Raw genomic sequence first — 24,709 nt, 5'->3', positions numbered from 1 at the left:
CATCACCGTTTTCACCCATACACTTTAAAACAGCAAAATCATTCAAAGGATCCAATTCTCTCATAAAAATAGCTATTAACACCCATAATATATAAATATAACAGTAATACCAAGAGCAATACTGATTCTGAAGTATTAAATTGAATTAACTAAAAAATTAACAACTAAAATAAAAAAATTAACACCAAAATAAAAAAAAATAGCAACTAAAAATAAAAAACACCAAAATAAAAAAAATATTCCACACACTTACAAAGAAATACTATAATTTTCTCAATAATTATCTAAAACAAAAAAAATAGATATTATGTACTGTATTTAAATTTTCGTGAACAAATAGTATTACTTCAAGTATGCAAGCTATGAAAAAATTAAAAAAAGAATAGCTGGGAGAATAAGTATACTCCCTAATATTCAAATTGTTATAAAGAGTAATAAAAATATTCAAATTATTATAAAAAGTAATAAAAATAAAATTATTTTTTATTTTTCATTTCTGTGTATCCACATTTTCCACAAGCATATCTATCACCATGATCAGCCATAAATACACCTCCAGAACAACGAGGACAGAATGGATTTTTTCTTTTTATTTTTTCACCATCAATTTCATAAAGAGTTGATTTTTTCATATTTTTGCCCCCTAACTATATTCAGTAGCTTCAGCCACATCATCTAATTCATCTTCTGTAGCTTCTTCAGACTCTTCCGCATCATTATCATCAGCAGGAGTTTCAGCTTCTTTATTTTTAGCAATTACATGCTCAGTTTCAATATCTTTTAAACTTTCTTCTGAACCATAAATTTTTGCATATCCAGCTGCTTTTGTTTCACCAAAATGAGGTTGAATAGAGTCAATTACAATTAATCCCTTTTTAGTATCAAGTAATGCTACTAATTTGCTTTTAACATCTAATAATTTTGGTGTAGCTTCACCAGAGTATGTACAATTAAACTTAATTTCAGTTCTATCTAATACTTTATTTTCTTTTTGATCTAATATATCAATTTCCATATTTTAAGCCTCTTTAACTTAAATAAAATTTAAATTTCAATGCGGATTTAAATATATGCCTACAACCATTATTAAATTTTTTTGAATTTTTTAATAAGCTCATTGGCTCTAGTTTTTACATCAGAAACATTTACAAAGACTAAACCTTCATTAGGCTGACCATATAATACAATAGTTTCTTCAGGAGCTAGTATGATTACGGGAAGAACTGCAAGATCTTCTTCACCATCTACAACAATCAAATGATTTTGATTTTCACCATCATCTCCATTATCATTATGGATTGATTTGTTAATAGCTAACTCTATGGTTTCCCATAGATCATCAGTAATAGTTCCTGGTGGATTTTTAGCCCTTAAAATATTTTCTGTGTATATAATTTCATGATTGTGAATTTTTCTTTGAATAAGATTATCTATGATACTAATATTGGGATATATTCCTACATTAATAAGATTGTTGGTTGTAGAATCTCCAACAGAAATTAAGAATTTAGAAGACCTGATATCATCAATCGCATCATCAAATGATGAGTATAATCTCCCAAATGGTCTTTTAAGCTCATCTCTTAAATTCTTTTCTAGGTGTAACAATATTTTCCCTCTTATTGTATTATGTTGTTTACAATATTATTATATACTTTTAATATCATATATTTTTCACTAAATCAATAATTTGTTATATTAATCTTAATAATTATATTAATATTAGTAACTATCTTAATCCTAATAATTATATTAAAATTAGTAACTATCTTAATCTTAATAATTATATTATTCTTAATTATTATCTAACTCTTAATGCATATTCTCCAGGTAATTCAATATGTAGCTCTTTAGCTATATCAGAGTTATCTGGATCTATAATTACTAAAAATCCACTCCAATTGCTAGAAGTTGGATTATTGCAAACAGGGCAACGTTCTTTAGTAGATATTCTTTTACATGAAGTACAAGCTTTCATAGCCATTTTTGATTCTTCCTTTAAATTTTAGCTATTATTAATAAAAATTTAATTTAAGTCTATAATTTTTAACTAATATAAAGTATAGTATTAGTTATTTTAACTAGTTTATTTTTTATTTCCTTTTTTAGCTTTCTTATTTTCTTTGCCTTTAGTCTTTTCTTCTTCGATCCATTCGAATTTACCTAACCCAGCTTGTCTCATTGTAAGACCAATTCTAGTTTCTTTTGAGGATTTACCTTTTAGACTAATAGCTACTATCCTAGTTCGAACTTTATTTCCTTCTTCAAGGGTTTTCTTTGATTCTTTAGCAAGAAGAGCTCCTCTTTTAGAGTCATAATTTATATAATCATCAGTAACTTGTGAAACATGAACTAAACCATCCATAGGTCCAATTCGAATAAAAGCTCCAAATTCAGCTATTTCAATCACTTCACCATCAATAATCTCTTGTAATTCTGGTTTAAAGAATATTGCATTAAATACAACATCATGATAAGTAGATCCATCTCCCATTATCACTTTCCCTTCACCAATATCATCGATATCAGTAACACTAACAAGTAGTCCTAATTTCTTATCAAGTTTACCATTATAAGTTTCATTTAAAGTCTCAATAGCTACTTCTTCCAAAGGATCTTCAAACCTATAAGGTAGAATTCTAACAGTATCTTCAATTTTTGTTAAATAATACAAACAAACCCCTCATTAGTATTTTTCTCTATATAATTCAATTGATCTAATAGCTTCTTTTTTAGCCATATCTGCAGTTTCCCAACCTAGTACTTCTACTTCTTTTCCTTCAAGATTTTTATAAGTTTTAAAGAATTCTTCTATTTCCGCTAAAAGAAATGCTGGAACATCACCTATATCAACAAAGTCTTTAAATTTAGGATTATCAACAGGAACTGCCAATATTTTATAATCTTTATCTCCACCATCGATCATTTTCATGATCCCAATGGGTCTAGAAGCTATTACACAACCAGGAAATGTTGGTTGATCCATTAAAACCATAATATCCATAGGATCCCCATCATCATAAGTAGTTTTTGGTATAAAACCATAATCTGCAGGATAAACAACAGAAGAATGTAATACTCTATCTAAAATAAAAGCTTCCATTTCTTTATCATATTCATATTTGTTTCTTGATCCTTTCGGAATTTCAATTACTGCATTTATTACTTCAGGAAATTCAGACCCATAAGATAATTCTGTCCATAAATTCATGTTTCCACCATAAACTAGTTTATTACTACAATATTATTTTAATCATACTATACGGCTATAATTTTATTATAATCATTTTTAATCATACAATAATTCTATTATAATCATTATAAAAACATTTAATTAATTATTTAATAATAAAGAATAATAATTAATAATCATTATCTCCAATTATTATTCTTTATTTAAGTTATAATATAATTATTAATATTCATTTAAATTATTAATCTATTACTATTACTTATTCATCATATAATATAATTATTATTCTTTATTAAGATATTAATAATTTTTAAATAAGTTATTTATTATAAATAATATAAATATTATTTTAAATAACCATCAATAGCTACATATTTCTTTTGGCGTAAATAAGCAACAGCTATTCCTTTTTCTTTTGCTCTTTTTTTTAGTTCAATATCATTGGTAGCTAAAACTTTTGAAATTCTGAGCAATCCCTCATCTACTGATTCATTATCTTTAAGAGGGAGATCTTTTATAATAATTTTTGGTGATTTAGCTATTTTAAGAGCAATTCCTGCTGCAACCCTATCTTTGCCTTTTAGGTTTTTCTTTAAACCAAACAACTCATCTATTACAAAATTTGGAGTTGTTAGTTTATAAGAAGGTAAAGCTTTTTCAAGTTCATCAATTATATCAATATTGAACTGAAAGGGAATCATGAAAAATTTGTATCAACTACAACTTCTTTAATGTTTTCATTATTGGATGATTCCATAACCAATCAATCTCCAACGAGCACCTACTCTACGACTTAAAGCTACCCTATCTCCTTTATCTGCACAAACTGGAAGTTTTAAATTTACTTTAACATTTCCTTTAACTTTAGTTACAACACCAATGGTAGTAGTAGTTCCACAGTTTATCATCAAAGGTTCTTTGATAATAATTGGAGCAACATCTCTTTCTTCTTTGGTACCAACAACACGATCTAAAAGATGAGTATCCATTTCAAAGCTATGTAAGACATCTGGCAATGTTCCTGGTTCCCCAGCAACTGATCCAGATAAGGAATCTGCCTTTGTAAGAGATGGATCCAACTTGGTAGCTACACCTACAAGACCACCAGGACCAACTTCTTCAACATCTTCCCCACCTGCATTTAATCCAATAATTTCTGATGTTAAACTAATCCAAGCATTTTTACCATCTTTTTTATTTTCAATACCTGGTCTTACTTCTAAATTTTGTCCCATTTTCAAAGTTCCTTGAACTAATGTTCCACCAATTACTCCTCCCTTGATTGAATCTGGATGAGAACCTGGTTTGTTAATATCAAAAGACCTAGCTACATACATCTTAGATGGTTTATTTGAATCTCTTTTAGGTGTCTTGATTTTTTTATCAATTGCATCAATCAATATATCAATATTAGCTCCTTGTTGAGCTGAAACAGGGATAATAGGAGCATCTTCTGCACAAGTACCTTTTACAAATTCCTTAATTTCATCATAACTTTCAATAGCTCTTTCTTTTGAAACTATGTCAATTTTATTCTGAACAACAATAACATCAGTTACACCAATAACATCAAGTGCCATTAAATGCTCTTTAGTTTGAGGTTGAGGACAATACTCGTTTGCAGCTATTACTAAAACTGCACCATCCATTATTGCAGCACCTGATAACATAGTAGCCATAAGAGTTTCATGTCCTGGAGCATCTACAAAAGAAACCTTTCTTAAAACCTCAGTTTCTTTTCCACAATGCTCACAAGTTAATGTTGTAGTATAACATAAAGGTTCACCACAATCAGGGCATTTTCTAAATTCAATATCAGCATATCCTAAACGTATAGATATACCTCTTTTTGTTTCTTCACTATGAGTATCTGTCCATATGCCTGATAATGCTTTAGTAAGAGTTGTCTTACCATGATCGACATGACCCACTAGTCCTATGTTAACATCTGACTGTACTTTCACAGATTACACCTGCTATAAATTTGATTATAAATGTTTTCATACAATTCATACAATTTCATGATAATTATCTTCTATTTTTTATTTCTATTTAGCTATTCTTCTGGTTTTGCTTCCTCTTCAGGTTCTGGGTTTAAAATAGCATTTATAGATTTTTTACCGGATTTAGAGACCACAGTATTAATTTGAACTATTTCATCAGAAATAGAAGTTCCTCTTATTGTTTTTCTTCTTTTAATACCTTTAGCCTTAGGATTATAACCTATTCCACCAGATAATAAACTTTTGATTCGTCTAGACCCTGAAACATCTTTTTTCATAGGAAAACCATTCTTATCACTCCCACCAGTGATAGTTAAAGTATATCCATCAAGACCTAATAATGCTCCATCGATATCTTCACCAATAGATAAACCTATAATTTTTTTATTATTAGAATCTACTTCTATTTGATAACTTTCATTTTTATCTGAAACAACGACTTTAAATACCAAAAAATTCCTCCTTGTAAACTTTAAATACGATAATTTTCATTTAGTAATTTAAATTATTTTTATAAATTATGATAATTAAATTTAAATTAGATTATTTTTTATTATTTTATTTTTATTAATATATGAAATTTAAATTAGATTATTTTTTATTATTTTATTTTTATTAATACTTATATTATTTATTAATACTTATATTATATGATTTTATCAATTATATGTTGAATTAATTTATACTGATTTATTGCTAATTTTTAAATTAGCTATTCAAAAAGACCAAAAGTTCCCCAATTAGGGTCAATTTTCCTTTTAATCTCAATGATTTCATTAAGAGTTTGAAACTCGTCTTCAGTTAACTTATTCTTAAACTCTCGTTCTAAAATTTTGTAGTGCTTTTCAGGGATATCAACATAAAGTTCATCTCCTTCTTCAAAGTCTTTTCCAACTATTGCATCTTTAATAGCCATAGCTATCTTTTGACCTTTGCTAATTGAAGGTAAATTATCTCCTTTATCTTGCATACCTTCAATGGTACCAACAAAATTTCCATTTAAATCCATGAGTGAATAATTTTGTTTTATTGATCCACTGATTACTTCAATTCCAACTATTGCAGGTTTACTTTGACGGAATACTAGTTTAGGAATTACTCGAATTTTTGCAGGTTTGATAATAGCATCCATCCATTTTTTCTTTTGCTCTTCTTCTCTTTCTTTAATCCAAGCATCATAATCCTCAGTTATTTTATAAATAACATTTCCAGAAAATAGCTTAATATCAGAATTGTTTAATTCTTCTTCTGCTTTAGGATGAACTTTAACATTGAATGCTATAATTACTCCATGATTAGGATCTTCCTGTTTAACAATAGATGCATTTATAACATCTCTCCTTGAAACATCCCCAATTTCTGCAATTCTAATTGGAATATCCATGTCTTGTAAAAGATTAACAAGAGCTTCAAGAGAACCTAAAGTATCTGCTTTCGCCATGACTCCATTGTCATTGGTATGTATTGTAATATCCTCAAGTTCTTTCAATATGTCCTCTTTAACATGATCTCCATCACGAGTTACTCTGAGTGGAGAACCTGAAACAATATTTTCAAGTTTAGGGGCTACAATTTTTATACCGGCAGCAGCTACAACCTCATCTACTTTTTTAAACTTCTTTTTTGAATCCCTCATCTCTTCTAAAGGAAGTGGGCGCAAAATAGATCTGATTTTTGTGGTTAAAACATCCTCAGTTTCCATTAAAGCTATTTCATCATTCTTTTTAACAATTCCATCATAAATTATAGTATCAATTGTGACACCAAGTCCTGTTTCTTCTTTAATTTCTAAAACAGTCCCTTTAGCTGGTGAATTTTCTTCAATTTTTAGCTGTTCTGTTAAATATTCTTGAGCAAGTCCTAAAAGCATTGCAAGAAGTTCAATTATTCCTTCACCAGTTTTAGCACTAATTGGAATGATAGTTATCTGTGATGAAAAGTCACTAACACGATCAAATCTTTCTGATTGAAAACCTTCTTTATGTAAAATTCCAACGATTTCATAAATCCTCTTATCTAGCTCTTGTTGTACACTTTGAGCTTGAGTAGAGAAAGATTTAGAAAAAGAATCAAATTCATGTATTTCCCAACCAAAAATTTTATCCATCTTATTAGCAGCTACGATAAATGGAGTTTTATACATTTTTAGAATGTTTAAAGCTTCATATGTTTGTGGTTTAAATCCTTCATTGATATCAACTACTAGAATAGCTAAATCAGCTAAAGCACCTCCACGTTTACGAAGACTTGTAAAAGCCTCATGCCCTGGAGTATCTATGAAAAATAGACCTGGAATAATATCTTTAATAGTCAATTTCTCTATAAAAGTGCCACATATATTTTCTACAGTATCTATTGGTATTTCCGTAGCTCCAATATGCTGAGTTATTCCGCCAGCTTCTTTAGAAGCGATTGTACTACCCCTTATAAAATCTAATAAAGTAGTTTTACCATGATCAACATGGCCTAATACTGATACAATAGGAGATCTAATTTTCATATCTACTCAATATAATTAATAATCATTATTTAAAAACCAATAACCACTATAGAAGTACTAACAACATTATTCAAGTACCAATAACCACTATAGAAGTACTAACAACATTATTCAAGTACCAATAACCACTATAGAAGTACTATTAGTTGTTATTGAAATTGGTATTCTAGAACTGTTATTGTTATTGGTTTATTTATTTAATTTTATTTAGTTTAATTATTGGATCAAAGATTAGAAATAATCATTCAAATTATATTATTAGATCAAAGAATTAAATACAAAGATTACTAGCAATAATTCATCTAATCTATTAATTATTCAAAGACTAAAATCATCGAAATACTAAATCAACGACTAATATTTTCCAATACTAAAATAAAATTTAAATCAATTACATATAACTTCAATAATATTATTCATAAATCCAAGAATCATCAACCATTTGATAATCACAAATTTCATCATCATCGAAAAAGAGAGCTATTTCTCTTTTAGCAGATTCTGGAGCATCTGAAGCGTGAATTACATTTCTACCCATATCCATTGCAAAATCTCCCCTGATTGTTCCGAGATCTGCTTCTTTTGGATTAGTTGCTCCCACTATCTTTCGAATCAAACTTATTGCGTCATCTCCTTTGATGACCATAGCTAATGATGGAGAAGATGTAATATAAGAAACTAGATCATTAAAAAAAGGTTTCTCTGCATGTTCACCATAATGTTCTTTTGCAAGAGATTCATCTATTTGCAATAGCTTCATAGCTACAAGCTGAAGTCCTTTTTCCTCAAATCGAGTTAAAATTTTCCCCAGAAGACGTCTTTGTGCAACGTCTGGTTTCATCATAACAAAACTTTGTTCCATCATTCTTTAACCCATTTAACTTTTCTTGGAACTCTTCCAAGCTTTATCATATTCTTTTCACATTTACTACTACAGAAGAAGTAGATAGATCCATCTTTTTTAACATACATCTTACCTGTACCTTCTTCTATTTCTTTATTACAGAATGAACAATTTCTCATGTTCTACACCTTTCTATGAGGATTTAAGGAGTTTTAATCTCCTTAGCTTCTCTAATTGTGTCTAATAACATTAAAACATCACCCTGTCTTACAGGACCCATAATGTTTCTAGTTAATATCCTTCCCTTATCTCGGCCATCGAGGATTCTGCATTTAACTTGCATTACCTCTCCAGTCATTCCAGTTCTTTTTAAAACTTCAATGACTTCTGCTGGAGTTCCTTCTTCCATATAATCACCTGTTAATTTGTTAAAAGGTAGCTATTCAAACTAATTTTAACTGAAATTAATAATTATTAATTTTATTGTTGAAAAGCTACTGCTTTTTAAACAGATCGAAAAAATAATTAGTTTTTAAGTTCTTCGACTTTTTCCACAACTTCTGCGACTAATTCTTCGCCTTCACCAGCTTCAATGATTGCAGCTGAAGCAGTACCAACATTTAATCCTGCAGCACCACCAACTTCCTCTTTGGTAGCTAAATAAACATAAGGGATTTCCTTCTCATCTGCAAGTACTGGTATGTGTGCAACAATCTCTGCAGGATCTACATCTTCTGCAATCAAAACAAGAGCTGCATTTCCTCTTTCTATGAATTTAGTAACCTCGTTAGTACCTTTAGCTACTTTTCCAGTATTTCTTGCTATTTCTAAAGCTTCTTCAGCTTTATCCGCTATTTCTTGTGGTGTGTCAAATTTTACATAAATTGCTTTTGCCATATTATTTACCTCCTTTTTCATCTGGCATTTGCCATCCATCGGCAAATATTATAACTGCAGCTTTATAAGTTTTATCTGCTGTTATAATATGAATATAATTTAATTTCAATTTATTGAAATCATATTCCATATCGAAATATATTATTTTATTTAACTAGGTATTCTATATCTATATTATCTTTTATTTATATAATTTCTAATTTAATTGCTAATTATTAATAAATATTATTTATTCTAAATCAGGATTTATTTTTTAAATGGCTTTTTAATACCTTAATAATAAAATAGAAACAAAAAGTATAAAATAAATTTAAGCCAATAAAAAATCTCAAAATTTAAATTCAGCAATATTTTTAATGAAATAAAAGTCTTGAGAAATAGACTATAATAAATATATTTTTATAGTTTATAAATCTTTTCAATAATTCCTCATTGAAATTTCTATACTATCATTATAGAAATGAATCTATATAATGACTATGATAAATTTGTTCTAAATCATCCAAAAAATTATTCAAAGGAAAATTATCTGAAACAATAAAATAATTATGAAATAAATTTATTCTTGTCATTATGTAAATATTAATTTCATAATCAATTTATATCAATTTCTTGATAAACTTATCAAAATTTTGAAATTAATAATCAAAACTTAATATCATAAAAAAGTCTTTAAATTAATAAATTACTAAAAAATAAAAAAATCTGTATACAATTATAAATATAAGTATATAAAGTAAAACTAAATAATAAAACTAAATTTAGTTATTTGGTTTTACTCTTTATTTTGCACTTAACTGCAAGTTTTAGTAGCTAATTTAATATCTTCTAATTTTACAGTTTTTCTACCAGCATGTTTTGCGAATCCGACTGCTTTTTTAGCAATTGCGTTTCCACATTCTTCAATAGCTTCAGCTAATGCTTCTTTTGCACCGTCACTGACTCTGTCAGCACCTGCATTTTTTAAAATTCTCCCGATAGGAGCGATTGGTAATTCCATATTTAACACCTCATAATTTGTAATACATAGTGTATTTTTTCTCATATATAAAGCTATTGATTTAATCTTGTTAAAATGACCTATGATTTTCACTTTGTGGAGGGAATTTTATATCATACCTAAGCTATTTTTGTAATTGAATATCTAATCAAAATGACAACTTACACAAAATTTAATTAAAAATTTCAAAACATGAAAATCAAATAAGTGAAATTATATATTTTCAAAAAAATACAAAATAATACAAAATAATACAAAACTAAAATTAAAAAATTAAGAAAATGTATTTAAAAAATCATTCCTAATTTGAGGATAATCTATTTATTTTTCAATAAAATGTTTTTTAATTGTTCAACATCCGCTTCAATTTCAATAGGTTCAGTAGATGCCTCAATTGCAGTATTTGGATCTTTTAAAAGATGTCCTGTGACTACGCAAACAACTTGTTCTCCTTTATCTACTATACCATCATTTACTAATTTTTTTAATCCAGCTATTGATGCAGCAGAAGCAGGTTCAACCCCTATCCCTTCTTTTCTAGCAAGTTCTAATTGTGCTGCTAATATTTCATCATCAGTTACTGTTTCAGAGTAACCATTAGAATCATAAATAGCTCTAAGAGCTTTAATTGAACTAACTGGAGCCCCTATTCTAATAGCTGTAGCTATTGTTTCAGGATTTTTAACAGGTATTATATCCATAGCATTTTTTCTAAAAGCATCAGCTATTGGAGAAGCTCCTTCTGCTTGTATTCCAGTCATCATTGGTTTATTTGATATATATCCAGCGTTATGGAATTCAGTAATTCCTTTCCAAATAGCTGAGATATTTCCAGCATTCCCTACTGGAAGAATAATTCTATCTGGAGAATTCCAGCCCAATTCATGAACAATTTCAAAACCAATGGATTTTTGACCTTCCAATCTGTAAGGATTGATTGAGTTGAGGAGATAGAGATGTTTTTCAAGAGCAAGTTGAGTTACAGCATCAAGAGCTTCATCAAAGTTTCCATTGACAGAGAGAACTTCTGCACCATGAAACATAGCTTGAGCTAACTTACCAAGAGCAACTTTCCCAGAAGGTAAAAGAACAATACAACGAAGTCCTGCTCTTGCAGCATAGGCTGCTAAAGATGCAGAAGTATTTCCAGTTGAGGCACATCCAACAGTATCAACACCAAGTTCCATAGCTTTGGTCATCCCAACACTCATTCCCCTATCTTTGAAACTACCTGTTGGATTTGAACCTTCAACTTTCACATAAAGTTCTACTCCTAGATCCTTTCCAAGTTTTTCACACTTGCAAAATGGAGTTCCACCTTCATCTAAGGAAACTATTTTACTTTCATCCACAGGCATAAATTCTTTATATTTCCATAAGGTATCTTTTCTGCAGTCAAAGGTTTCTTTTGAAACATCTACATCCACAACTACCTCCAAAACAGCCCCACATTTTTCACAAGTGTAGATAATTTCATCACTATCATATTTTGCCTTACAACTTACACATTCAATCATAACATCACATATCAACTTTGTATCACTTTAATAAAATAAATTTCAATACTAATCTCAAAATCAAAATTAAAATAATAATTTAATAATAATTTACTAATCATAATATTATTTTAAAGATTTTAATTCTTTTAGAAATTTTAATTATTTTTTACTTATTTCTAAATTTTTATTTCTAAATTTAATTAATAATAAACTTAACAATATAAAATTTGATATTAATATTATATAAAACTTATTTAACAATAAAACATAGATCTCAAAATAGCTATAGATTATTATTAGAAAGTAAATAATAGTGTTCAAGTAGTGAATTATTAATGATTTTACTTATTAAAAATGATATTAAAGTACTGGACATTTGATTTAAAAATGATATTAAATTTTTAATCGTTAAAATTCTTTTATTTATAAAAATAATGATTAATATGAATATTTAAAAATATTATAATTTTGAGAAGTTTTGTCCATACTATAAGAAGAAAAATAGCTATTTTCATGAAAAAATTTTAAATTAATTAAATATGGATGTATCAAGAATGAAAAAATTATGAGTCATCCTCAAAAAAGATAAAAATGAGGATTTTAATAAAATGAAATTTTCTAATTATATAGCTGATATGTCATATACTCATGTCATATATGGTATTAAAAACTTAGCTAAATCAACAGTGACATATACTTCGATGATTGAGGCTATGAACAGTAGAACAACACCCACTCCTAATAAAACTAAAGATTGGACTAAAATATCCACCTTATCATTAAATGAAATAACTAATCTGCTATATATACCTTCTTTCTCACCATATTCATTAGTTTTTCCTATAGATATATCTTTAAGGAAATAAGCAACAAATTTAAACATTACAAAACCCCCACATCCAGCTATTATTATTGCAGGAATCTCAAAAATTCCATGAGGTAATGTAAGAATCAAAAATAATTTCAAATTTATAGTTGTTGCAAAATAACCAATGAACATCCCATTACTTATTAAAATCGTAGCAGTTAGCAATCCAACAACAATAGCCCCACAGTAAAGCATTATAGCTACAGTGAAGTTATTAAGAAATATTGAATCTGTGGCTAAGGTTATCTGACCATCCTGTACGCGATCCCTAAATGTATTAACCATTGGGTTCATATATGATGCTATATATGGTGCAAAGAAGTAACTTAAAAGCATTGGAATAACAAATAACAATGCAGAAAAAACTAATAAAAACTTATTTTCAACAAAAGCTATTTTAATTTCATGACCTAACACATCAAGATAATATTTAATACTTTGAATTATATCACCAAAATTTAGTATAAATAATATTATTTAAATTATTATATAACTTTTCTAATCTATCACAAAATTAAATATAATTAATATTATTTAATTTGTTATATAAATCATTTTCTAATGATTTTGATCTATACTAATTTAAATAATAATAACTAATAAAATTAAAATAATAATAAAAATAAAAAAACTATAAAATAGTCTTAGCTATTTCTAAAAAATAATAATAAAAATAAAAAAACTATAAAATAGTCTTAGCTATTTCTAAAAAATAATAATAAAAATAAAAAAACTATAAAATAGTCTTAGCTATTTCTAAAGATTCTTCTCGTTTTTCTGATAAATTTTCAAAGATTTTTTTCATTTTTTCTGCTGCGATTGCCTTACATTCACCACAAAGTAAAGTTCCTGTTTTACAATCATCATAAATTTTCTTTAGATCTTCATCAGAATCTATTAGATGATACACAAGCATTTCATAAACAGCACATTTATCAGGACATCCTCCTAATTTTTTTTGTTCTTCCAGACTCTCTCTTCCACCGGTTTTAGCAGTTTTAACCTTCTTTTCAGCGACCTCTGGAGGATCAGTTAGAAAAATAGCTGTTTTAGGTTTACTACTAGACATTTTACCTCCTGTAAGGCCTGTTAAAAATCTATGATATGTGGAAGCTGGCTGAATGAATTTAAATTTATCTTTAGATTTAGATGCAATATCACGAGTTAATTTGATATGAGGATCTTGATCAACACCAACAGGGACTACAACATGTTTAGGGCCACCATATAAGTCAATTTGAGGTAGTAATATGTCAGCCACCTGAACTAATGGAACATACAAATGAGAAACATTTGTTGAAGGAGTGAATCCATAAATTGACTTTAATTCATTAAAATTGGTTTTTTTAGATAATTCAAAAGCCAAATCCTTAACAGGAGTATGTTCTGATTGTAAATACACAAGAACATTTTCATCAGTTAAATCAAGTCCCAGAGCTATGTAATTTGACAAGTATTCAGTGATAGCTATTTCTTTAGCTTCCTTAAAATCAATTCCTCTAGCAGCATACGACTCCATGTCAGCTATTGGAAGAGATAAATTTCCACCTTTATCAAAATACCATTTAAGTTGATCTACGACCATTTTATGACCAATGTGCATTTTCCCACTTGGCATCATTCCAGAAACTACTGAAAATTTTTTATGATCATTTATAAGAGGAATCATTTTATCAAAATCCCTATGTCCAAAGATTACTCCTCTTTTCATGAGATTCAAAGGATTTTGTATCTTTCCAACTATATCTGAGAATTTCTTTATTCCAAATTTAGTCACTAACTTATCATAATCAACAGATGATGATGCCCACGGATCAATCAAAAAATCACCTTAAATTTCATGTAGTTACCTCAATAACAGTATAAGAATAATGATAATTAATAATAGTAATAGTAGTAATAATAAGTAATAGTAGTAATAGTAATAGTAGTAATAATAATAATAGTAATAATACTAATAATATTTAGTAATAGCCAATATTGTATTTATTTATATATTAATGAACAATTGAATCATTTTTTAATTTCTTATAATAATTATTAACTGTTTATGGTCTAGTCCATTCAATCTCATAATAAGTAATATCTTCATCATCATCAACCACTGCTAGAAGAAGACTCTTATTGACACCATGAGCTACTCTAACATAGCTTGAAAAATTTAAAACAGAAATATCATAATTTTCATACACAACTTTTACTAGAAAATCAGAATGACCTTCACCAGGAGATTTTCCTCTTTTATATAATCTAAATTCAGAACCATATTTAAACCCAGTTTTTATAATGTATCCTCTATTTTTTAAATCTCTATAAACAAGATATTTGCCATAAACACCTTTTTCTTTTATTATTTCTCTGATAACATTTTCTTCAAGTTTTTTGTCCTTTTGATAGATTTTTAGTCTTCCATGTTCCATTAAATAAAAAGCTTCTACTAATGAAAGCTCTAAAACATCATCTTCTAATTTTCCAAAAGAACTTTTTTGATTGAGAGAAATAGCTCTTTGACTGTCTTCTTGAATTTTTATAGTTACGATTTCATCTGATAATTCTGCACGCATGTAACACACCAATAAAAGAAAGATAAAATATCTTTAATAATCATTATTTAATACATCCTTTAAATAAGTTATCCTTAGTAAGACTAAATAAGTTATATAAAAAACAGAAAAAAGTAAATTAGATTCTATCTAATCCAGTTATTCTAATTCCTGCATAATGAGTTTTATTTTTAATATTGAGTCCTATCAATAAAGGGGTGATTTTTTCAACTATTCTCGATCTTGAAAGATCACCACAATCAATAGCTTTAACACCAGGGAGTTTATTAATCAGATCAATAGCTATTTGCTTTGATTTATTATCATCACCACAAACAAGACAATCACAATCTATTTCTCTTTCAAACTCCATTAAACTAGATGAGGAAATATTACTAAATGCTGAAACAACAGATACATCTTTATTTTTTAAAATATCTGCTGTTCTTTCTGCTGCTGAACCTTCCCAAACTTGGATAAATTCCATTGGAGAACCTCCAATATTAGAATTAAGAGGAGCAGTTGCATCAATTAATGTTTTTCCATTAACATATTCAGCTATGCTATCAAGAGTAGCCTTTTGAGCTTGTAAAGGTACTGTTAGTATTAATACATCAGCTATTACAGCTGCATCTTGATTACTCATTCCTTGAAGATTTTTAAGATGAGATTCATTCAAAAACTTTTCACCTTCATCTACTGCATTCTCTGCCTTTTCAGCTCTTCTTGAGCCAATAATAACATCTTCACCAGCTTTTACATAACGAATAGCTAAACCTAATCCTTGATCCCCAGTTCCACCAATAACAGCAATTTTCATAATATTCTCCTAATTAATTAGTTATTTTATATTCTTAATTACTTATTCAAATAATAATATATAACTTTTATGAGTTTATTCTGTTTATTGAAATAAACAATAAATGATTTTAATTTTTTAATATGATTCAAAATTAGGTAATTTTTAAGTCAGATCATATTATTCCCCTGTTCTCTTCATCCCCACTTTTTAAAAACTTTATTTTTTAAATATAGTTTTATTTTTGAATTTTTTACATTTTATCTCAATATTACAAAAAGTTAATATATGTAAAGATCTATATTTAATAATGACTTTAATTAAATGAAAATTTAAATAATTCTATAATACTTTAAAATTTTAATTAATTCTTTTTATAATTAGCATTTACAAAAATATAAAAATTGTATTTTTTTGTGGAAATATATAGTTCTATTGATGCATGATAAGCATATATTAAATATAATTATAGCTAATTTTTTATTAATTATTAAATTAATTAATCATACTAATCATTACTATTAATTATTAAATTAATTAATAATACTAATCATTGCTATTAATTATTAAATTAATTAATAATACTAATCATTGCTATTAATTATTAAATTAATTAACAATATCTGATTAGAATTGGTTTGAGGTTTGATAAAGCTCGATAAATCCATAACATTAATCTATGATTAATAATTATTCCCTAATTAACTAATAAACATCTATTAGTTAGCCGATATTAGTTAAAATACTAAAGAATTTATTTGATTAAGTTTATATTTAAAAAATTATAAAGAAAAAAAATATTTAGACTATTTGAGATGATTCTATGACAAACAACCATCAAGAAGAAACAGAAGGAGTAGCAACAATACTTGGAGATCCAAAAAAAGCAGTCTTGAAACTTTCAGGACCTATGATAATAGCTATGCTAATTACATCATTATACAATCTCGTTGATAGTGTTTGGGTGGCTGGTCTGGGTGAAGGAGCTTTAGCTGCTATTGGATTTGTAACTCCTGTGTTCTTAGTGGTTATAGGATTTTCAAATGGCCTAGGAGCAGGAGCAACATCAGTTATATCTCGGTTCATCGGAGCTAAAAATAAAAAAGAAGCAGATAACGCAGCTTTACATATAATGTTACTCACCATTATTTTTACAATTATTATTATGGTTTCTTTAGGTATGTTCCTTCGACCAATTCTTGAAATATTAGGATCTGGAACTACAATTGAACTTGGACTCCAATATGGAAACATAGTATTTGGAGGAGTGTTTTTTATAATATTTACATCTGCAGCTTATGGAATACTTAGAGCAGAGGGAAACGTTAAAAAAACAACTTATGCAATGGCATTTGGAGCTATTTTAAACATTATTCTTGACCCAATATTTATATATACACTAGGGTTTGGAATAGCTGGTGCAGCAATAGCTACAGTTCTTTCATTAGCTGTAGTTAGTTTCATTATTTTATATTGGTTTAGGGGAGATACCTATATCAATATTTCACCCAAGAATTTTAAATATAGTACAGATACAATAAAAAAGATTTTAGAAGTTGGTTTACCTGCAGGGGCAGAATTCTTAGTAATAGCTATATTAGCTGGGACTTTGAATATAATATTAGTTTTAGTTTCAGGTACTGATGCAGTAGCTATCTATTCTGCTGGTTGGAGAGTGGTTATTATTGCTATTGTTCCTATAATCTCCGTTTCAATCTCTGTAGTAGCTATTATTGGTGCTTCATTTGGTGCAAGAAAATATGAAAACTTTACCATAATTCAGAATTATTCTATAAAATTAGGAACTTTAATAGCCATTATAACTGCAGTAACCACCTTTATCTTAGCACCTTATATTGCAGATATATTTACATATTCCCCAGAGACAATGGGATTAGGTCCATTGATAACTGATTTCCTTAGAGTTATGTGTTTATTCTATATTTTTGTTCCAGTAGGATCTGTTGCAACATCAGTATTTCAAGGAGTTGGAAAAGGATTCAATTCTTTAATATTAACTATTATAAGAGAACTTCTCCTTGCAGTAGTATTTGCATATATTTTAGCTATACCTCTTGGTATGGGACAACAAGGAGTATGGTGGGGAATAGTAATTGGAAATATTTTTGGAAGTATAATTGCTTATCTATGGTCTAAAATGTATATAGGAAGACTAACCAACATTAAAGATGAAGAAGAGGAAATTGAAATTATTTAATGAATTTGCATCCCTATAATTAAGAAGTCACAAACACCACTAATAGCAATTCAGTGAAATATTTAATAATTTTTATTGAAGAAATATGAAAAAATAATAATCAATGAAAAAAGTAATTAGTTATCATTTAAAAAAAAAATTAGAAACTCAATTGAGGATGGGACACGATTATTTTCAAGAAAAATTTGATTTGTTCAAATTTGATTTAATAATCTAATTTTTATTTAAATTTAAAATTTTAATTTAATAATCATTGTTTTATTAATTAAAACTAAAATTAAGAGATATGATAAATTTAAAATATTTTCATAGAACTTTAAAATAGCTAAAATTTAAAAATATATGTTGTGACCCAGCCTCAATTAGATAAAAAAAAAGAAAGTAATTAGAAAATCAATTAGATCCTGCCATCGGAACTCCAGTTAGCGCACTAGCTTCTAATGTTAAAGATCTTAAGTCTTGTCTTTCAATTTTACTTATATGTGTGTTTCCTGCTTGTTGTATTAACATACAAGCTTCTTCAGTCATAGCTTTAATATATCTAGCTACTCCCAATCCTCTCTCTTCATAATTTAATCTATTTCTTAAAGTCAAATTTTGAGTAGCTATTCCTTTTCTACAATTCCCTTTATAGCATTCTTGACATGTTTTACATCCAATAGCAGCCAAAGCAGCGGTAGCTATATATACAGCATCAGCACCAAGAGCTATTGCTTTAGCTACATCAGCCCCATTCCTAATTCCTCCTGCAGCTACCAAACTAACATCAGACCTAAGATTAATATCTTTCAAAGCTTGATCTGCCTCAACGATAGCAGCTATTGTTGGAATTCCAGAATGTTCCATTATTACATCTGGCCCTGCTCCAGTTCCTCCTTGCATACCATCCACTACAATGATATCTGCTCCACCTTTTGCAGCTATTTTTACATCATCTTCCACACGACCAGCTGCAAATTTAACCATAATTGGAATTTGCCAGTTGGTAATTTCTCTTAATTGAGATATTTTCATAGATAGGTCTTCAGGACCTACAATGTCCATATGTCTAGCTGGAGATAGTGCATCAGCCCCTTCAGGGATATTTCTAATTTTAGAAACTTCAGCCGTTACTTTTTCACCTAGTAAATGACCACCCATCCCTGATTTAGCTCCTTGACCTATTTTAATCTCTATAGCATTAGCATTATTTAGATAATCTGCAGAAACTCCAAATCTACCAGAAGCATATTGAGCAATTAATGTTTTAGCTAAATTTCTCTCTTCTGGAAGCATTCCTCCTTCACCTGTGTTTGTAGCTGTTCCAATGAGAGATGAACCAATAGCTAAAGCCATTTTAGCCTCCTTGCTTAATGCTCCAAATGACATAGCCCCTATCATAATAGGAGTGGCTAATTTTAGAGGTTTTTCAGCAAACCTACTTCCTAAAGTCACATTGGTAATGCAAGGCTCCCTATATTTATCAATAGGAGGTCTTGAAACTTGAGCAGGAATTAATACCAAATCATCAAAGGTAGGAAGGTCTCTTAAAGATCCTGTACTCCTAATCTTATATGATCCTTCTTGTGATTTTCTTGTAATCTCAGACAATGTATTATATGACCATATCCCTCTTGAATCTTCAACTATAGCATCCACATTAATTGCATTATTTGGACACATTTCCTCACATATTCTGCACCCTATACAGCTCTTTTGATTAACAGGAACTGGATCTCCATTAACTATTTCATAAACATTGTGTGGACAGTTATTTAAACAAGAATAACATTTATCACAGATCTTTTCATCTTTATCATCACATAAATACCAGCAGCATCCTGGGCGGTCAAATCTTCTTTTACATAATGTTAAATTTCTTTCTACTTTAAAAGGCATTATTTTCCCTCCTACTCAATTTTTAAATAAAAAACATTCATTAAACATGTGAATAATAATTTATTTCACATGAACAATCATTTTCATCAAATACATGAACAATCATTTTCATCAAATACATGAACAATCATTTTCATCAAATACATGAACAATTTTCTTCTTCTTCATCATGACCATAAAATGGTCTTTTACTTTTTGGAACGATTTTTCTAAATTTATCGTAATCATCATCATCTAAAACGAAATCATAATTTGATAATAAAGTCTTTAGCTCTTTTTTATCATTATCATCAATATCCAAAAGCTTAGCATTCTGACCTAAACTTGAAACACTACCTCTAACATAGATAGTTCCTCTAATGATAGATTCACCAGCATCTTTTCCTAAATCACCGAGAACTATTATACGGCCTCCCATCATAAATATTCCGCTCATAAAGCCAGAATCTCCTCCTATGATTATGGTTCCGTTTTTCATTATCTCTCCAGTCCTAGAGCCTGCATTTTTTCTAACTACTAAAGTCCCATCATATATTCCTTGACCTGCACCATCTCCTGCTGAGCCATCGATGATAATTTCTCCTCCAGTCATATTGTCTCCAGCAAACCATCCTACATTCCCATTGATTTTGAGTTTCGCTTTATTAATCATAGTTCCAACGAAATAGCCAGCAGATCCATCAATCTCTATTTTAACGTCCCCAATAACCCCAGCTACCAAATAATGCATCGCATTAGGATTTTTAATAATAATATTGTTATGTTCCCTAATTATTTCCTTTAACTTTTGATTTGCTTCTCTTGGGGTAACTGAAGAGAAATCCAACTCATAAGCTTTATTATCCCTACTATCATTAGATTTCTTGATGATTTTATTATTAGATTTATCATTAGTTTTAACCATAACTATCCCTTCATATCTCATAAACCCTAACTTCACCTGGAGAGATTTGTTCAACATCATGAACATCCATGACTTCACGAAGAGCTACTTCTTCAGAAGCTATGGCAAATACATCTTCATTTTCAGCCATAACCCCCGGCCTTAAGCCTAATCTGTCTTTAGCTATTCCAATTCCATTAGGAGTTCCAATTATATATGAAAAAGGACCATCCATATCTTCTACTGAATGTTCTAATGCTTCTTCTAAAGAGTACCCATTATCAAGTTTATCTGCAATATAATGAACTAAACATTCTGTATCATTATTCGTTTCAAAAACATGCCCCTTTCTCTCTAAATGATCCCTTATTTTCCAATAATTAGTAATTTGACCATTATGAACTACAGTGATATCTTTGACTATATAGGTTTGAAATGGATGAGCATGATATTTATCTACATTACTCTCTGTTGAAAATCTAGTATGACCAATAGCATGAGTTCCTTTAATAGCTTTTGTGTTGTAACGATCAGCTATTTCAGAAACTAAACCCACATCTTTTATCATTTCAAAAGAATGACTTCCATTTAAAACAACAACATTTTCAACATTATCTACACTCATAATAAGCGGTTTTAGTTCATCAAAATCATTTAACTCTATTTTACATTTATAAATAAATGAATTATCTACAGAAGGTATTATTTCATCTTCTTTAATGGGAGTTTTTACATTGATTGCATCTTGTAAAATAGGTAGTGTTTCATTATCATCCTTTACTTGAATGTTCAATATATATTCATTATCTTCAAGACCTAATCCCCCATATAATGCAAAACCAGCAGAATCTGGTCCTCTATGTTGAAGAGCATTAAGCATTTTACTCATATCCTCTCCAATATTATGTAATTTTTTATCTTTATATACAATTCCTGCTATGCCACACATAATCCAACCTCCTCTTAATTGAATTAGCCATAAATATACTAAATTATACTAAATTTTAATTTATTAGATTATATTAAAAATCCTTAAACTCAGACTCTCATACATAACAATCAAAAATTCTTAGATTATATAAATATCAATTTTTAGAATCTAAAACCAGGTTTAAATAGTATTCATGTAGTCTAGTATCTTCAGTTAGTTCTGGATGAAATGCCATAGCTATATTATTTCCTTGTCTAACTGCTATGATAATATCATCTAATTTAGATAAAATCTCAATCTCTTCATTGTTGTCATTGTCTTCATGGATTTTTTCAACTGCAGGTGCTCTAATAAAAATCCCTTGAAAAATATCTCCTAATATCTCAATTTTTCTTTCAAAAGAATTTTTTTGAGATCCATAAGCATTTCTTTTAACTTCAATATCCATTAATCGTAGTATAGGTTGTTCTTGATCAATTTTTTTTGAAAGTAGAACCATTCCTGCACAAGTTCCAAAAATTGGAATATTGTTCTCTTTTATTATTTTAGATATTCCTCTCTCTTCAATAAGTTTACCAATAACAGTACTTTCTCCACCAGAAATAATAATTCCATCACAATCAGCTACATCAGCAGCATATCTTACAGTTTTGGCTTCAGCATCGAAATCTACTTTTTCAATAGCTTTTTGTGTCATGACAAAATGTTCACTAACTGCTCCTTGTAGATTTAATACTCCTATTGTAATCATGAGATCCCTATAAATTATTAAGTATTCTAGTTTATTTTAATTTTTAATATTCAGCATATTCGCTTATTTATTTAATACTCAGTATATTTGCTTATTTATTTAATACTCAGCATATTCACTTATTTAATAAAATTCACATTATTAATTATACTTATAGTGTATTACTTAAAAATTATCATAAATTCAAATTTTAGGATTTTTATAAAAATCTTTTAAAAATTCTACAATTAAAAAATTTGTTATAATATGAAATAAATTATAATTTTTAATATATACTTATAAATTTTTGGTAAAACACTATATATTTATTTCTAGTTATTTATTTCTAGTAAACATTATAAATTACTATAAAACTTTTAAGATTTCTAGGAAATTTATAAATTACTATAAAATTTTTAAGAATTATAAAAATAGTATTTAATTCTTTCACATGTTTAATTAAGTTTTTATAATATATAAATGTACCGGAAAGCAATTTCCGAAAGAATGCTTTTTCTAATAAATCATAGGAAATTATCCCTTATTAACAACTATTGTTTAAAAAAATAAGGTAATTTACAAAATAAATTAAACAATCCCTAAAATAATAGAAAATAAAAATAATAGAATAATGGCTAGATAGTAGTTAATTAAAAAATTATCACTCATATATACTTGATGATGCAAAAATTTCTTAGTTGTTATATTAAATGGTCTTGTAATAATTCTAATAGAAAATCGTTAATTATGTACTTAAAATTGTCAAATAGTTAAGTAAAATGAGTGTCACTAAATACTACTAATATTTACACTAATAATCTCCCGATGACCAATATAAAATATAACTAAATAAAAAATTAAATAACTAAATAAAAAATTAACTAAATCCAAAATTAAATAACTAAATAAAAAATTAACTAAATCCAAAATTAAATAACTAAATAAAAAATTAACTAAACTCAAAATAAAGAATATGAAAAGAAGTACGATGATTTACTATATTTCAATTCTTTAAAGTAATTAATACTTGATATTAAAAGTAAATTAACTTTTTATATTAGCTATTGCCCATTTAGCCCCTGCATTAACAAACCCACTTTCATCATCAAGTAATTTGTTTAAAGGGTCAATAGCTCTTTCATTACCTATTCCACCTAATGCCCAAGCAGCCGCTCCTCTAACTTTCCAATCATCATCTGTCAAAATATTTATCAAAGGATCAATAGCTTTTTCTCCCATTTGACTCAATGAAGTAGAAGCTTCTCTTCTAACAAGTTTGTTGTTATCACGAAGAGTTGTTATCAAAGGTTCAATAGCTCGCTCATCTCCAATTAATCCTAAAATTTTAGCTGCAGATATTTTCACATTCTTATTGCGATTAGTTAATAATGCTTCAATGAGGGGCTCAAGAGATTCTTTTGCATTTGATTCAAGTAATGCACAAGCTTCTTCTTGAGTAAATTCGTCTTCATCCTCTAAATCTTTAATGATTTCCTCTATACTTTTTTCCATGATATAATCTCCTTAAATTCATAATAACTTGTTATTTAATTATTAATTTCAATATTAAATTTTGTGAACTTTTATGAGTCCTATTAATCTTTATTAATATTAATATCTAATAATTAGCTAAAAAGATAATATATGCAATCCAGTTAGATACATATAATATATGTGAACTTTTGTTAAAACAGCTTAATAAATCTATGGTTTTAGAATAATAACAATCCAATAAATACAGATATATATTTTTCTAAAATACATTAAGAGTTAAAATTTTTAATATTAATTTTTCGTTTAAAACTATTTAATTGTTATTAATAATTAGTAATGATACATGTTTTAATTATAATTTTTTATGCAAAATATATAGTTATAATTATATTAAAAATTATTAAATTAAATAAATAAAAAATAACTATA

Annotated in this window: 27 protein-coding genes; 1 reads left to right on the top strand and 26 read right to left on the bottom strand. The window is 27.9% G+C overall.

Annotation, left to right across the window (positions count from 1 at the left end):
- Positions 1 to 476: 476 nt before the first annotated feature.
- From MBCUT_RS02045 to npdG, 21 genes are all read right to left on the bottom strand, one after another.
- Positions 477 to 632, bottom strand: a complete 156-nt coding sequence (locus MBCUT_RS02045) for a 30S ribosomal protein S27ae (RefSeq protein WP_067258233.1) — start codon at positions 630 to 632, stop codon at positions 477 to 479.
- A gap of 11 nt (positions 633 to 643) precedes the next feature.
- Positions 644 to 1,015: a 30S ribosomal protein S24e gene (locus MBCUT_RS02040; protein WP_067258230.1), complete on the bottom strand. Its 372-nt coding sequence runs from the start codon at positions 1,013 to 1,015 to the stop codon at positions 644 to 646.
- Between the two features lie 71 nt (positions 1,016 to 1,086).
- On the bottom strand, positions 1,087 to 1,608 hold the full coding sequence (locus MBCUT_RS02035) for a GTP-dependent dephospho-CoA kinase family protein (RefSeq protein WP_067258228.1): 522 nt from the start codon (positions 1,606 to 1,608) through the stop codon (positions 1,087 to 1,089).
- Positions 1,609 to 1,801: 193 nt separating this feature from the next.
- The gene (gene spt4, locus MBCUT_RS02030; RefSeq protein ID WP_211263760.1) at positions 1,802 to 1,978 is read right to left on the bottom strand and encodes a transcription elongation factor subunit Spt4; all 177 of its coding nucleotides are present in this window, start codon (positions 1,976 to 1,978) and stop codon (positions 1,802 to 1,804) included.
- Between the two features lie 108 nt (positions 1,979 to 2,086).
- Positions 2,087 to 2,674: a DNA-directed RNA polymerase gene (locus MBCUT_RS02025; RefSeq protein WP_067258221.1), complete on the bottom strand. Its 588-nt coding sequence runs from the start codon at positions 2,672 to 2,674 to the stop codon at positions 2,087 to 2,089.
- A 12-nt stretch (positions 2,675 to 2,686) separates the two neighbouring features.
- A complete protein-coding gene (locus MBCUT_RS02020) occupies positions 2,687 to 3,211 on the bottom strand; it encodes an inorganic diphosphatase (protein WP_067258218.1) in 525 nt (174 codons plus the stop codon).
- A gap of 326 nt (positions 3,212 to 3,537) precedes the next feature.
- Positions 3,538 to 3,894, bottom strand: a complete 357-nt coding sequence (locus MBCUT_RS02015; RefSeq protein ID WP_067258215.1) for a type II toxin-antitoxin system VapC family toxin — start codon at positions 3,892 to 3,894, stop codon at positions 3,538 to 3,540.
- A gap of 39 nt (positions 3,895 to 3,933) precedes the next feature.
- A complete protein-coding gene (locus MBCUT_RS02010; RefSeq protein WP_067258212.1) occupies positions 3,934 to 5,157 on the bottom strand; it encodes a translation initiation factor IF-2 subunit gamma in 1,224 nt (407 codons plus the stop codon).
- Between the two features lie 92 nt (positions 5,158 to 5,249).
- Positions 5,250 to 5,648: a 30S ribosomal protein S6e gene (locus tag MBCUT_RS02005; protein ID WP_067258209.1), complete on the bottom strand. Its 399-nt coding sequence runs from the start codon at positions 5,646 to 5,648 to the stop codon at positions 5,250 to 5,252.
- 260 nt (positions 5,649 to 5,908) lie between these two features.
- Positions 5,909 to 7,696 carry a translation initiation factor IF-2 gene (gene infB, locus MBCUT_RS02000; RefSeq protein WP_067258205.1) on the bottom strand — a complete coding sequence of 596 codons (1,788 nt, stop codon included), beginning with the start codon at positions 7,694 to 7,696 and terminating at the stop codon, positions 5,909 to 5,911.
- 412 nt (positions 7,697 to 8,108) lie between these two features.
- Positions 8,109 to 8,561: a nucleoside-diphosphate kinase gene (gene ndk / locus MBCUT_RS01995; RefSeq protein WP_067258202.1), complete on the bottom strand. Its 453-nt coding sequence runs from the start codon at positions 8,559 to 8,561 to the stop codon at positions 8,109 to 8,111.
- On the bottom strand, positions 8,558 to 8,719 hold the full coding sequence (locus MBCUT_RS01990) for a 50S ribosomal protein L24e (RefSeq protein ID WP_067258200.1): 162 nt from the start codon (positions 8,717 to 8,719) through the stop codon (positions 8,558 to 8,560). The genes ndk and MBCUT_RS01990 overlap by 4 nt, the downstream gene beginning before the upstream one ends.
- Positions 8,720 to 8,742: 23 nt before the next feature.
- Complete coding sequence (locus MBCUT_RS01985; protein WP_067258196.1) at positions 8,743 to 8,949, bottom strand: 30S ribosomal protein S28e; 207 nt, start codon at positions 8,947 to 8,949, stop codon at positions 8,743 to 8,745.
- A 116-nt stretch (positions 8,950 to 9,065) separates the two neighbouring features.
- Entirely contained in the window at positions 9,066 to 9,437 is a 372-nt protein-coding gene (rpl7ae, locus tag MBCUT_RS01980) for a 50S ribosomal protein L7Ae (protein WP_067258194.1), read from the bottom strand.
- A 1-nt stretch (position 9,438) separates the two neighbouring features.
- The gene (locus MBCUT_RS11665; protein ID WP_281177919.1) at positions 9,439 to 9,567 is read right to left on the bottom strand and encodes a hypothetical protein; all 129 of its coding nucleotides are present in this window, start codon (positions 9,565 to 9,567) and stop codon (positions 9,439 to 9,441) included.
- Positions 9,568 to 10,230: 663 nt separating this feature from the next.
- Positions 10,231 to 10,482 (bottom strand): histone family protein, encoded by a 252-nt coding sequence (locus MBCUT_RS01975; RefSeq protein ID WP_169805366.1) that lies wholly within the window; start codon positions 10,480 to 10,482, stop codon positions 10,231 to 10,233.
- 272 nt (positions 10,483 to 10,754) lie between these two features.
- On the bottom strand, positions 10,755 to 11,954 hold the full coding sequence (gene thrC / locus MBCUT_RS01970) for a threonine synthase (RefSeq protein WP_067258246.1): 1,200 nt from the start codon (positions 11,952 to 11,954) through the stop codon (positions 10,755 to 10,757).
- 628 nt (positions 11,955 to 12,582) lie between these two features.
- Positions 12,583 to 13,221, bottom strand: coding sequence for a stage II sporulation protein M (locus MBCUT_RS01965; protein ID WP_067258187.1), 639 nt, complete (start codon positions 13,219 to 13,221; stop codon positions 12,583 to 12,585).
- Between the two features lie 316 nt (positions 13,222 to 13,537).
- Positions 13,538 to 14,626, bottom strand: a complete 1,089-nt coding sequence (locus tag MBCUT_RS01960; protein WP_067258184.1) for a tryptophan--tRNA ligase — start codon at positions 14,624 to 14,626, stop codon at positions 13,538 to 13,540.
- 226 nt (positions 14,627 to 14,852) lie between these two features.
- Positions 14,853 to 15,368 (bottom strand): tRNA-intron lyase, encoded by a 516-nt coding sequence (endA, locus tag MBCUT_RS01955; protein ID WP_067258181.1) that lies wholly within the window; start codon positions 15,366 to 15,368, stop codon positions 14,853 to 14,855.
- 118 nt (positions 15,369 to 15,486) lie between these two features.
- Positions 15,487 to 16,167, bottom strand: coding sequence for an NADPH-dependent F420 reductase (gene npdG / locus MBCUT_RS01950; RefSeq protein ID WP_067258177.1), 681 nt, complete (start codon positions 16,165 to 16,167; stop codon positions 15,487 to 15,489).
- Between the two features lie 802 nt (positions 16,168 to 16,969).
- On the opposite strand from npdG, the gene MBCUT_RS01945 reads away from it, so the two are divergent.
- Positions 16,970 to 18,364, top strand: coding sequence for an MATE family efflux transporter (locus tag MBCUT_RS01945; protein ID WP_067258174.1), 1,395 nt, complete (start codon positions 16,970 to 16,972; stop codon positions 18,362 to 18,364).
- Positions 18,365 to 18,757: 393 nt separating this feature from the next.
- On the opposite strand, the gene MBCUT_RS01940 is transcribed toward MBCUT_RS01945, so the two are convergent.
- From MBCUT_RS01940 to MBCUT_RS01920, 5 genes are all read right to left on the bottom strand, one after another.
- Positions 18,758 to 20,242 (bottom strand): glutamate synthase-related protein, encoded by a 1,485-nt coding sequence (locus MBCUT_RS01940; RefSeq protein ID WP_067258170.1) that lies wholly within the window; start codon positions 20,240 to 20,242, stop codon positions 18,758 to 18,760.
- 136 nt (positions 20,243 to 20,378) lie between these two features.
- A complete protein-coding gene (locus MBCUT_RS01935; protein WP_084270680.1) occupies positions 20,379 to 21,146 on the bottom strand; it encodes a GltB/FmdC/FwdC-like GXGXG domain-containing protein in 768 nt (255 codons plus the stop codon).
- A gap of 10 nt (positions 21,147 to 21,156) precedes the next feature.
- Complete coding sequence (locus tag MBCUT_RS01930; protein ID WP_067258166.1) at positions 21,157 to 22,074, bottom strand: class II glutamine amidotransferase; 918 nt, start codon at positions 22,072 to 22,074, stop codon at positions 21,157 to 21,159.
- Between the two features lie 136 nt (positions 22,075 to 22,210).
- Positions 22,211 to 22,807, bottom strand: a complete 597-nt coding sequence (pdxT, locus tag MBCUT_RS01925) for a pyridoxal 5'-phosphate synthase glutaminase subunit PdxT (RefSeq protein WP_067258162.1) — start codon at positions 22,805 to 22,807, stop codon at positions 22,211 to 22,213.
- 1,023 nt (positions 22,808 to 23,830) lie between these two features.
- Entirely contained in the window at positions 23,831 to 24,298 is a 468-nt protein-coding gene (locus MBCUT_RS01920) for a HEAT repeat domain-containing protein (protein ID WP_067258159.1), read from the bottom strand.
- Positions 24,299 to 24,709: the final 411 nt, after the last annotated feature.

The organism is Methanobrevibacter cuticularis, assembly GCF_001639285.1.
Lineage (GTDB): Archaea > Methanobacteriota > Methanobacteria > Methanobacteriales > Methanobacteriaceae > Methanobaculum > Methanobaculum cuticulare.
Note: the sequence above shows the minus strand (reverse complement) of the source record. Positions and strands in the feature narration are given on the sequence as shown.

Excerpts from the sequence above, each read along its gene's own strand:
- MBCUT_RS01945 (WP_067258174.1), top strand. The coding sequence starts at position 16,970 with ATGACAAACAACCATCAAGAAGAAACAGAAGGAGTAGCAACAATACTT.
- MBCUT_RS01975 (WP_169805366.1), bottom strand. The coding sequence starts at position 10,482 with ATGAGAAAAAATACACTATGTATTACAAATTATGAGGTGTTAAATATG.
- npdG (WP_067258177.1), bottom strand. The coding sequence starts at position 16,167 with ATGAAAATTGCTGTTATTGGTGGAACTGGGGATCAAGGATTAGGTTTA.
- MBCUT_RS11665 (WP_281177919.1), bottom strand. The coding sequence starts at position 9,567 with ATGGAATATGATTTCAATAAATTGAAATTAAATTATATTCATATTATA.
- MBCUT_RS02045 (WP_067258233.1), bottom strand. The coding sequence starts at position 632 with ATGAAAAAATCAACTCTTTATGAAATTGATGGTGAAAAAATAAAAAGA.
- infB (WP_067258205.1), bottom strand. The coding sequence starts at position 7,696 with ATGAAAATTAGATCTCCTATTGTATCAGTATTAGGCCATGTTGATCAT.
- spt4 (WP_211263760.1), bottom strand. The coding sequence starts at position 1,978 with ATGAAAGCTTGTACTTCATGTAAAAGAATATCTACTAAAGAACGTTGC.
- MBCUT_RS01930 (WP_067258166.1), bottom strand. The coding sequence starts at position 22,074 with ATGTGTGGCATAGCAGGAATTGTATATAAAGATAAAAAATTACATAAT.
- MBCUT_RS02020 (WP_067258218.1), bottom strand. The coding sequence starts at position 3,211 with ATGAATTTATGGACAGAATTATCTTATGGGTCTGAATTTCCTGAAGTA.
- MBCUT_RS02040 (WP_067258230.1), bottom strand. The coding sequence starts at position 1,015 with ATGGAAATTGATATATTAGATCAAAAAGAAAATAAAGTATTAGATAGA.
- endA (WP_067258181.1), bottom strand. The coding sequence starts at position 15,368 with ATGCGTGCAGAATTATCAGATGAAATCGTAACTATAAAAATTCAAGAA.
- MBCUT_RS01920 (WP_067258159.1), bottom strand. The coding sequence starts at position 24,298 with ATGGAAAAAAGTATAGAGGAAATCATTAAAGATTTAGAGGATGAAGAC.
- MBCUT_RS02015 (WP_067258215.1), bottom strand. The coding sequence starts at position 3,894 with ATGATTCCCTTTCAGTTCAATATTGATATAATTGATGAACTTGAAAAA.
- MBCUT_RS01940 (WP_067258170.1), bottom strand. The coding sequence starts at position 20,242 with ATGCCTTTTAAAGTAGAAAGAAATTTAACATTATGTAAAAGAAGATTT.
- rpl7ae (WP_067258194.1), bottom strand. The coding sequence starts at position 9,437 with ATGGCAAAAGCAATTTATGTAAAATTTGACACACCACAAGAAATAGCG.
- thrC (WP_067258246.1), bottom strand. The coding sequence starts at position 11,954 with ATGATTGAATGTGTAAGTTGTAAGGCAAAATATGATAGTGATGAAATT.
- MBCUT_RS01990 (WP_067258200.1), bottom strand. The coding sequence starts at position 8,719 with ATGAGAAATTGTTCATTCTGTAATAAAGAAATAGAAGAAGGTACAGGT.
- MBCUT_RS01935 (WP_084270680.1), bottom strand. The coding sequence starts at position 21,146 with ATGGTTAAAACTAATGATAAATCTAATAATAAAATCATCAAGAAATCT.
- pdxT (WP_067258162.1), bottom strand. The coding sequence starts at position 22,807 with ATGATTACAATAGGAGTATTAAATCTACAAGGAGCAGTTAGTGAACAT.
- ndk (WP_067258202.1), bottom strand. The coding sequence starts at position 8,561 with ATGATGGAACAAAGTTTTGTTATGATGAAACCAGACGTTGCACAAAGA.
- MBCUT_RS01985 (WP_067258196.1), bottom strand. The coding sequence starts at position 8,949 with ATGGAAGAAGGAACTCCAGCAGAAGTCATTGAAGTTTTAAAAAGAACT.